Source organism: Variovorax sp. 01T432 (assembly GCF_056398605.1).
In genome coordinates this window covers 18,645-27,986 of record NZ_JBFTPS010000071.1, presented here as the reverse complement: position 1 = coordinate 27,986, position 9,342 = coordinate 18,645, and the positions used below count along the sequence as shown (strand labels likewise).

At 65.5% G+C, this 9,342-nt stretch carries 10 protein-coding genes; 1 reads left to right on the top strand and 9 read right to left on the bottom strand.

Annotated elements, in window-relative coordinates:
- Positions 1–434: 434 nt before the first annotated feature.
- Positions 435–1,697 (top strand): L-type lectin family protein, encoded by a 1,263-nt coding sequence (locus AC1DNF_RS32080; protein WP_478152704.1) that lies wholly within the window; start codon positions 435–437, stop codon positions 1,695–1,697.
- 176 nt (positions 1,698–1,873) lie between these two features.
- On the opposite strand, the gene AC1DNF_RS32075 is transcribed toward AC1DNF_RS32080, so the two are convergent.
- The 9 genes from AC1DNF_RS32075 to AC1DNF_RS32035 all read right to left on the bottom strand — a co-directional run bounded on the left by AC1DNF_RS32075 (position 1,874) and on the right by AC1DNF_RS32035 (position 9,335).
- A complete protein-coding gene (locus AC1DNF_RS32075) occupies positions 1,874–2,284 on the bottom strand; it encodes a GtrA family protein (protein ID WP_478152703.1) in 411 nt (136 codons plus the stop codon).
- Between the two features lie 11 nt (positions 2,285–2,295).
- Positions 2,296–3,087, bottom strand: a complete 792-nt coding sequence (locus tag AC1DNF_RS32070) for an ABC transporter permease (RefSeq protein ID WP_478152702.1) — start codon at positions 3,085–3,087, stop codon at positions 2,296–2,298.
- The gene (locus tag AC1DNF_RS32065; RefSeq protein ID WP_478152701.1) at positions 3,084–3,701 is read right to left on the bottom strand and encodes an ABC transporter ATP-binding protein; all 618 of its coding nucleotides are present in this window, start codon (positions 3,699–3,701) and stop codon (positions 3,084–3,086) included. The genes AC1DNF_RS32070 and AC1DNF_RS32065 overlap by 4 nt, the downstream gene beginning before the upstream one ends.
- On the bottom strand, positions 3,698–4,549 hold the full coding sequence (locus tag AC1DNF_RS32060) for a ChbG/HpnK family deacetylase (protein ID WP_478152700.1): 852 nt from the start codon (positions 4,547–4,549) through the stop codon (positions 3,698–3,700). Before AC1DNF_RS32060 ends, AC1DNF_RS32065 begins: the two co-directional genes overlap by 4 nt.
- On the bottom strand, positions 4,546–6,138 hold the full coding sequence (locus AC1DNF_RS32055; protein WP_478152699.1) for an ArnT family glycosyltransferase: 1,593 nt from the start codon (positions 6,136–6,138) through the stop codon (positions 4,546–4,548). The genes AC1DNF_RS32060 and AC1DNF_RS32055 overlap by 4 nt, the downstream gene beginning before the upstream one ends.
- Positions 6,135–7,181: a glycosyltransferase family 2 protein gene (locus AC1DNF_RS32050; RefSeq protein WP_478152698.1), complete on the bottom strand. Its 1,047-nt coding sequence runs from the start codon at positions 7,179–7,181 to the stop codon at positions 6,135–6,137. Before AC1DNF_RS32050 ends, AC1DNF_RS32055 begins: the two co-directional genes overlap by 4 nt.
- Entirely contained in the window at positions 7,178–7,729 is a 552-nt protein-coding gene (locus AC1DNF_RS32045) for a phosphatase PAP2 family protein (RefSeq protein ID WP_478152697.1), read from the bottom strand. Before AC1DNF_RS32045 ends, AC1DNF_RS32050 begins: the two co-directional genes overlap by 4 nt.
- A 189-nt stretch (positions 7,730–7,918) precedes the next feature.
- Positions 7,919–8,365, bottom strand: a complete 447-nt coding sequence (locus AC1DNF_RS32040; protein WP_478152696.1) for a hypothetical protein — start codon at positions 8,363–8,365, stop codon at positions 7,919–7,921.
- 100 nt (positions 8,366–8,465) lie between these two features.
- Positions 8,466–9,335 carry an SGNH/GDSL hydrolase family protein gene (locus AC1DNF_RS32035; protein ID WP_478152695.1) on the bottom strand — a complete coding sequence of 290 codons (870 nt, stop codon included), beginning with the start codon at positions 9,333–9,335 and terminating at the stop codon, positions 8,466–8,468.
- Between the last annotated feature and the right edge of the window lie 7 nt (positions 9,336–9,342).

The window sequence follows — 9,342 nt, the reverse complement described above, 5'->3', positions numbered from 1 at the left end:
GCACCTGTGGGAGTCGCTGCGCGAGGATTGCTTCGCCAACCACGTCTTCGCCAACCTCGATGCAGTCGAGGACGCCCTGACAAGCGGACTCGTCGCCCTGGAATCCAATCCAACGCGAACCCGTTCAATGACTGGGTTCAAATGGATAATTTCTATATCTTTGAACGCAAGTTAGTATGATTGCATGCGTGCGGGGGAAAGCGCGAGGGCGTGCCTCAAGAATAGCCCGGTCAGCCGTCAAGGCGGCGCGACAGATTGCCCTTCCCATTGGCGCCGGAAATCAGCTCACGGCGCTGCCACGCGAGTATCCAAGGTCGAAACGCCGCGCCAACCAAGGGAATAAGGGAATTGGCATTCAACTTGCTGCTCGAACCCGCCATGCAATGGCATTGGCACATGAGGATTTATCACAGTCAATTTCAAGGGAGATCGGAATGAGCAATCCATTTCAAACGGCATCGGCCGAGGGACAAGGCCTGGCATGGGTCTACTCGCTGGGAGACGGCAAGAACTCGCCCAAAAACAATGAAGGGTGGTTCGTTCTCACGCGAGCGCCTGGAAATCCCGAGACAAGCAGCTGCCAATTGCTGAACCCGGTTGAACCGACGGGAAAGGTTCTGAAACTTGAATTCGACTACATCAGTTGGGGAGGAAATGGAGCGGACGGCCTTTCGCTTTACCTGTTCGATGCCGCCGCGGCAAATGCAGGGACCAATGGTTTCTGGGGCAACGGATTGGGCTATTTCAATCTGGTCGGAGCTTATGTGGGCATCGGATTGGACGAATACGGCGGCTTCCTCCATAGAATCGGAACCCTTTCAACAGTTGAGCCTTTAGCGCCGCACAGCGTCTCGATTCGCGGTTCGCAAGAGCGCAAGTACGAACTGGTGGGAAACTTTCCGCTCAAGACGCCTCTTTGCTATAACGCGCCGGAATACACGACGCGGCAGCAAGTCATCGACGCAGGCGGACTCAAGCATGTGGTCGCCGAATTCACGCCAAAGAAGGCCGCGCCGGGCTATACGATCAAGTTTTCCATCAATGGCGAGCTTGTCATCGAAGGCGCGGACTATCCATATCCCGCACCAGCCTCAATGAAGGTTGGTCTCTCGGCATCAACCGGCTATCTCACCGGTAATCATGAGTTCCGCAACCTGCAATTCCAGATGACCGCCCCGGTGGAGACGGAGCAACCGCCGGTCAGTCTTGTGCGAAACATACCCGCTTACATCTCGACGACCAGCAAGCTCTTCGCGTACCCGCAACTCAACGACGGCGACCTGGTGCACCAGGGATGGGACGGCTCCGGCAAGTGGGGAGACCAACTCACCGGCCCACTGCTCTACGGCCTGGACCTCACCGGTACCCCATGCCAGGATTCCGACGGCCCCTGCGGCGCGCCCCCGGGCAAGGGCGCCGTCGACATGAACACCGTCGTGGTCTACAGCCGTCAGGATGACGGCGCGCGCGTCGTGCCATCGGATTCCACCGTCTTCACGCAGCATGGCGCGATCAACTTCCGCATCGAGGCTCAGAAAGACGGCAGCAACGAATGGATCGTGCTCGCGCGGGTCACAGGCAACAACCTCGTCAAGCGCACAGTCACCTTCGAAACTCAACGCTTCTCGAGGTTTCAGGTGATCGTGGAACAAGCGGCGAGCAGCGGCCCTTCCATCGTCGAAATCGAGGCCTTCTGACGACACAACGTCACGGCCGGCAGGCGCCAACCTCGCGCGAGGTGTCCCTGCCTACCTCGCGGGCGAGACGCCTTGACGAACGGGCCAGACCGGCCGCTCGAGATCGAGCACCCAACAACAGTGGGGAGGAAAGCCCGGGTCCACTTGATACAAGGGATCCGGGCATTTCTTTGCCTCTACCGGATTCTGGGATGCGCGAAGGCCCAGCCGCGGCTCAGCAGGAAGGTGGCGAGCGCCACGCCGATCAGCACCGCGGCCAGCGCCACGTCGTAACGCGCAACGCCCGCCCGCAGCAGCAAGACATAGGCCGTCTCGTTGATGGCGAAACCCGCGGCTGACAACCCGAAGAAACGCAAGGCCGTCGGCAGCAGCGGCGTGGCACGGTCACTGAAGGTCAGGCGCTGATGGCCCATGAAGGACACCGGAAAGGCCGTCAGCCATCCCACCACGTTGGCGATCTGCGGCTGCCATCCAAGGTGCCCCACCAGCCCCACCACGACGCACCAGTGCACGGCGGCCGCGGCGGCGCCGACGGCGATGAAGAAGCCGACGCGCAGGAGTTCGTCGAGGGGCAAGGGTCGATTCATGGTCGATGGTCCTATTGCAGGCGATCGGAGCGCAGCCGGTCCCTGTCGTCGGTGATGGATCGTGCCGCCAGATAGACAGCGCCGGCGGCCGCCAGCCCTCCCGCGCCGGTGAGCAGGAACAGCAGGAGGATCTGGTACTTCACGGCGTCGAGGGGGTCCATGCCGGCCAGCAGCTGACCTGTCATGACGCCGGGCAAGGTGATGATGCCGGCGGCGGACATCTGGTTGACGATGGGGATCATGCCGCGGCGGATCGAGCGGCGGATCAGCTCGGCCAGGGCTTCCCGGCTGGTGGCGCCCAGCGCCAGTCGCGCCTCGATGGCCGCGCGGCCCGAGGACACTTCCTCGAAGAAGCTGTCGAGCCCCAGGCTCGCGGCGTTCAGCACGCTGCCGAGCACGATCCCCATCAGTGGAATCGCATAGCGCGGGTCGTACCAGGGGTGGGGCCGGATCGCCGTGAGGAGCGCCAGGATCACTGTCGCCATGCTCGACAGCCCGACCACCAAGGCGCTGATCCGGTAATTGCCGCCGCCTTTCAGTCGCCGCGAAGGACGGGCGGCGACTTCCCGCGCGGCGGCGGCGATCATCAGCCCGACGATGGCGAGCGTCGCGGCGGGCGACGCCAGCTGGAACACCCACCGCAGCACGAGGCCGACCAGCAGGAGCTGCACGACCATCCGCACGGCCGCCCACAGCACTTGGCGGTGCAGCCGCAGGTCCAGCATCAGCGATGCGCCCACCTGGATGAGCACCAGCAACGCGGCCAGCGCGACATCCATGGCGTCGAGATGGACGGTGTTCATAGCGGATGCAGCTGGCGATCGTTCATTTCAAAGCTTCGGCTGCTCATGCGCCCGGCCTGTTCGCGGGAGTGCGTCACCAGGACGATGGCCAGGCCGGCCTTGAGCTGGTCCTGGAGCAAGTCCTCCATGGCCAGGGTCGTGGATTGGTCGAGCGATGCCGTCGGCTCGTCGAGCAGCAGCACCGAGGGGCGCCGCGCGAGGGAGCGTACCAGCGCCAGCCTCTGGCGCTCGCCGGTCGAAAGCCGTGCGATCTCGAGATTCAGGATCTCCGGGGCCAGGCCCAGCCTGGGCAGCAGGCCTTGAAGCAGCGCCGCATCGTCCGGCTCGAAATGGCGCATGGGCGTCGGCGCCCACCAGGCCGGCTCGGCCGCCTGGTAGACCACGCGGCGCCGCCATTGCGGCGCGGATTCGCTGTCCCGGGTGCGCCCATGGAGCGCCACCGTGCCCGTGCCCGGATCCAGGTCGGCGATCAGGCGCAGGAACAGGCTCTTGCCGGACCCCGACTTGCCGAGAATCGAGACGCACTCGCCGGATGCGATATCGAGCCGGAACGGGCCCGCCAGAGCAGAGCGCAGGTCGCGGATGGAAAGGCAAGGGCCGGCGGGGCTGCTCATGGCCGGGGAAGACTCGAGGAACGAAGAACGCCTGAAAGAGGCATCAACGCCACCGCCCCGTGCTCCGTGCGAAGAGGAAGGCCGATGGCACTCAGCACGTCGAACTCGCGCACCCTCGCGGCACCGATCGGATCCGAGGGAAGGTTCGTGAGCGAGGGATGGCACATCAGCACGTCGCCCGTCCGGCACGCGCCGACCCAGCGCTCCAGGCGCAGCCGATACGCTGCGGTATCGCCGGCGAAATCGTAGACCCCCAGCAAGCCAAGACTGGTCGGGATGCCACGGCGAGCCGCCAGCCTGCAGAGTGCCCTGCCGCCGAGCGCGTGAATCAGGTCGGCCTTGGTCTTCGCGATGCCGGTGGTCGGGGGCGGCGCCGTGCTGCGAAGCCAGGGCGCAGAGGAGCGGTACCGGTCGGCGAGTTCCTCGACCAGCATGTCCCGCACGATGGGGAGCTGGTGGACATGCCGATGCCCGTCCACGAAGGCGGGGGCGCGACCAAGCCCATCCTCGAAGCGCGCCAACTGATCCCTGATCTCGGCCAGGACAGGTGCCGGACGAAGCATCCCGAGATAGCTCCGGGCGATGAAGCGCGCCAGGCTGGGCTCGGGTGCGTCGCCGTGAACCGAACGGCTGAAATCGAGATGGAGGCCCACGTCGATGCGCAAGGGATCGATCTCACGCAGGCCCGGCAGTCCCGCCGCCCATGCGCCGCGGCCGACCATGCAACTCGTCGCGGAGATCCGCGACCGCTCGACAAGCTCGAACACGGCCGCGTTGATGCCCTCGCTCATGCCGAAATCATCGACGCAGATGCAGAGATAGGTCACGTTCGATACGCTGGCCGTCATGCCGGCGCCGATCCGCTCGCCGGGCCGGGCCGGGGGGCTTCGAGGCAGCGGTCGTTGCCGGAAGCATTGCCGGCGAACTTCCATACCGCTGTCCGCTCGTTCCGCGCGACCAGCTGGGTGTTGGAAAGCCAGGCATATTGGCTTTGCGCATCGGCGGGGCCGATCAACCAGGTCGTGCGCGGCACGCACAGGCTTGCTTGGATGTTCGGGAAATCGACCAGAAGCTTGCTTCCCCGTTCAGGTTCGAATTGCGCGGCGTCATAGAACTCCTTGTGCCAGTCATCGCGCACCTGCGCCGTGGCTGCGTCCCATACGCCCGCGACCATGACGTACTGCTTCAGCTTCCAGTAAAAGGGCAGCTCGTAGTAGTACCTGTCGAGCATCAGCACCTGGTCGTCCGGCGCAATGGTCTGCGACGCCGGCAGGCGAAGCTCGGCACCCGCGGGCACGGTCAGGCGCGCAACGATAACGACACTCGCAACGCACATGGCCCCGGAGAGCGCCACGGTCCAGCGCCAAGGCAGATGCGCCGCCGGGTTGATTCCGCCAGCGGCGCGACGCACCACTTTCGCGATCAGGTAGGCCAGAGGCGGCAGTGCGGGCAGCACGTAACCGACGAGCTTGGAACGCGGCAATGAGAAGAAGATCACCACGGTCGCGAACCAGATCCACATGAGCCAGTCCACGTCGGACAGCTTCCGCCTTTCAAGCCGCGCGCGCCCCTTGCGCGATGCGAGCCACCCGAACCAGGCGAACCACGGCAGCGTCAGCACGGCGATCACAGGCACGTAGAACCAGAAGGGATGTGCGTTGTTGAACCCGGTGGCCGCGAACCGCCGGAAGTGCTGCGTGACGATGAAATAGTCGAAGAAGGCGGGGTAGCGCATTTGCATCGCCACCATCCAGGGCGCCGCGATTGCCAGGAACAAGACCCAGCCCGGCAGCCAGGCCATCAGCCAGGCCGAACGAAACCGCCGCGTCGCGCCGCACCACACGAGGAAGATCGCACCCGGCAGCACCAGGCCGATCAAGCCCTTCGACAGGATGCCAAGCGCCGCGAACACGTACGCGCCAGCCAAGGTCCAACGCCAGGAGGCCCCCCGCTCCCGCGCCAGCGTCGCATCGGCCGCCAGAAGCACGGTCGCCGAGAGGCACCCCGCCACCAGCATGTCGAGGTTGGCGAACTGCGCGCCGACATAGAAGAAAGGCATCGTGAGGAGCACGCCCGCGGCGACTTTCGCGCCTGGCGCATCCTCCCAGCGGCGAAGGAAGACGAAGAGTCCGCCGACCGCGAACATGGCGCCGATCATCGAAGGCAGGCGCGCGGCCCACTCGGAGTATCCGAACACCGCCATGGCCGAGGCACTCAGCCAGTAGAACAGGGGTGGCTTGTGGAAGAAGGGCAACCCGTCGAGCCGCGGCACGATCCAGTCGCCCGAACGCAGCATGTCCCACGCGACACCCACGTATCGCCCTTCGTCGGGCGCCGTGAAGTTCCGCAGCCAGGCCGTTGCCGCGAGCCAGACGAAGAATCCGGCCAGGACGAGTGCGGTCCTGGCGACCGCTCGAGTGCGCAGAGACAGCCTCATGATGCGTCCACGTCCAGGCCCCGGCCCAGATCCTTCCTGACGACATAAAGCGGCCGTGCCTTCACCTCTTCGAAGATGCGCCCGACGTACTCGCCGACGATGCCGATGGAGATCATCTGGATGCCGATGAAGAACATGAGGCTGACGACGATCGTGGCCCAGCCCGAGACGGCGTTGCCGATGAACATGTGCTCGATGATGAGGTAGCCGCCATAGGCGAAGGCCGGCACCGCCATCAGCACGCCGATCACGCTGACCATGCGCAAGGGCCAGGTCGTGAAGGATGTGAGACCGTCGATCGCCAGGTTGAGCAAGTTCATCAGCTTGAAGGTGCTCACGCCGCGGGCGCGAGGCGCCGGCGTGTAGGGCATCGCGACGGCCTTGAACCCGACCCATGCATAGAGCCCCTTCATGAAGCGGCTTCTCTCGGGCAGGCTCAGCAGCGCGTTCACCACCTTGCGGTCCATGAGGCGGAAATCGCCCGCATCCTTGGGCAGGGTGAAGCGGGAGGAGGAGTTCACCAGCCTGTAGAACATGTCCGCGCCGAAGCGCTTGATCGCGCTTTCGTCGCGTCGCTCCTCGCGCACCGCGTACACGACGTCGGCGCCGGCCTTCCACTGCTTGAGCATTTCGTTGATCAGGCGCGGCGAGTGCTGCAGGTCGCCGTCGAGCAGCACCACGGCATCGCCGCGGGAAGCCTCGAGGCCGGCCGTCATGGCCGCCTCCTTGCCGAAGTTGCGCGACAGGCTGATGCATCGAAAGCCCGAGAGCTGGCACCATTCCGCCGCCACCGCGGCCGTGTTGTCGGTGCTCCCGTCATCCACGACGATGATTTCCCAGGCCAGCTCGGTGGACCAGAGGATCTCTTCGAGCAGCGGCAGAAGCTCGCTCAGGTTGCCGCCTTCGTTGAAACAGGGGATCACGCAGGAGACGCTGCGTTGCGATCGTTCTTCCGCCCCGCTTTCGCGGCGAGGCTGCTGGAGCGCATCGGAAGATGGCGTGATGACAGGCGTTTCGGCGGTTGCGTGGATTGCGTCGTTCATGATCGTGCCTTGGCGATGGCCGGTGCGAGATAGCGTCGGGACAGATGGTTGAGCAGTTGGAAGATGGCCGCGACCCCCACGGCGAGCAGCAGTCCGGCCGCGATGTCGAGGGGGAAATGGACGCCGACGTAGATCCGCGCCCATCCGGTGGCAAGAGCGAGAGCCGCCATCGCCACACCGAAGACGCGCAACCGCTGGCGAAGAGCGAAGATCAAGGCGATCGCGAACATGACGGACGCATGCGCGCTCGGCAGCGATCCGCGATTGCCATGGTCGATGTAATCGGGGCTCAAGCCCAGCATGAAGGGCCGCGGCAGATTGAAGGCGGCCGCGAGCTTGTGGGCCACCAGGGCGGTCACGCCAGCGGCGATGAGCGCCGCGAAGACGTAGCCCCGCTCCCGCGGCTGGTGCCATGCGGCCCATGCCATCAGGGCGGCGCCTGCCCACGCGCCGTCCTGCGCGATGGCGCGCGCCAGGGGCAGAAGCCAGCGACCGGGGTGGTCCCCGGCGGCCATCCACTGGAACAGTGCGAGATTCAGCGCATCCATGACGCCTCCGGTGGCGAAATCGCCGGGGCGGCGCCTGTGCGGCGCGCCCTTTTTGATGACCGGGCGCGATGCGCCGGGCCATACAAGCCGATTGAAACAATGTTCACAAGAAAAACCTCCCGACCATGAGCAAATGGCCCGCCGCGCAAAGGGCCGGCAGGACGTATCGACGCGCAACGGCGTCGCTTCTCAGAGGGGGTGGGGAGGCGCGGTTTCGGGTGGCCGGCCCCGCCAGAGCAGCGTGGGCGGAGGCGCACCGCTGGTCGGGGGCACTCGTTCGGGCTGGATGCGCTGGCGGGTTTCCACCACCCTGGTCAGCGTCACGGTGAGCGGCAAGAGGAGCAGCACCAGCGCCATCAGCCCGGCGAGGCCGTGCTCCAGCGCGGCGGGGAGATCGATGCTCGCCGCCGTGGGTACGAAAAGGGTCGTCTCGAGGTCCTTGGCGTGATCGGCACGATCATCGGCCTCGAACTGGGTCTGGCTCGCGCCGCGGATGCGGAACCCCGGTTCGTCCTCCCAGCCATCCCGGCGAAAGTGAACAGCGAGGAAGGGTTGAATCGCGGTGAGCAGAATGCCGACGAGACACCACCATACGCAATGCTTTGCGGTAAGGCGACGGAGTCGGGTGTTCAGCATTGCGCAATGGTACTGCCCGGTTGTGAAGCCAACCTGAAATCGATTTTCAGCTTCGGGCGCGTCGCCGGGCCGTCGGCGCCCCCCGGCCTGCGGCCGATTGCTACGGCGCGGGCGCGATGACGGACTCGATCTTCTTGCGCCAGACCGCGGCGAGCTTGCGGTAGCCGCCCGGGTTGGGATGGATTTCGTTGAGCCAGTCGTTGCTGTCGCCGGTGCTGCCCGACGCCGCGCGGGTCAGCGTCCCGAGCGTGTCGATCAGGTGCATGTTGGCCAGGCCCAGCGTGCGCGTCACGCCGGCCAGGCGCTCGATCAGGCGGTCCGACAGGGGCTGGCGCATCGGCTCGGGGATGTTGTGTGCCACCATCGCCGGCAGCAGCCAGGGGCCTCTGCCCGGCGCGGCGGGCGCATCGTTGGGCGTCGGATAGTCGTAGGTATGGATGAAGATCGGCGTGGCGCTGTTGAGCGCACTGTTCGCCGCCAACTGCGACACCATGCCGAAGTTCGCGCGCAGGTAGCGCTCGAACAAGGCCCAGTTGTCCGCGTTGATGCAATCATCCGGCGTCGCGGGGTCGCTCCCGGCGGGCAGCTTGTGCAGCAGTTGCTGCCCGACCAGCTTGTCGCTGACCGCGTCGATGAGGTCGTTGCCGCCGCCGCTCAGCAGGATCGCGTCGAACTTCCAGGCCCGGTCGCCGTGCGCTCCGCCATCGATCAGCGGCGCGAAGTCGGGATCGCGCCACCACTCGACCATGTGCGCGAGGGTGTCGCCCGGTTGCGCACAACTCGTGACCAGCGTCTTTTTCGTCAGGGCCAGACGGTTGAGCATGTTGTTGCCCAGCAGCGAGCCGAACGAGAACCACGAGTCGCCTTCGGCCAGCAGGTGCCAGCCGAAGTCCGAGGGGCTGACGCTGTTGTCGCCGAAGCCCAGTTGCTGGGCTCGGATGAGGCGGACGGGTTTGCCGGTGGTGGCCATGGTGTTG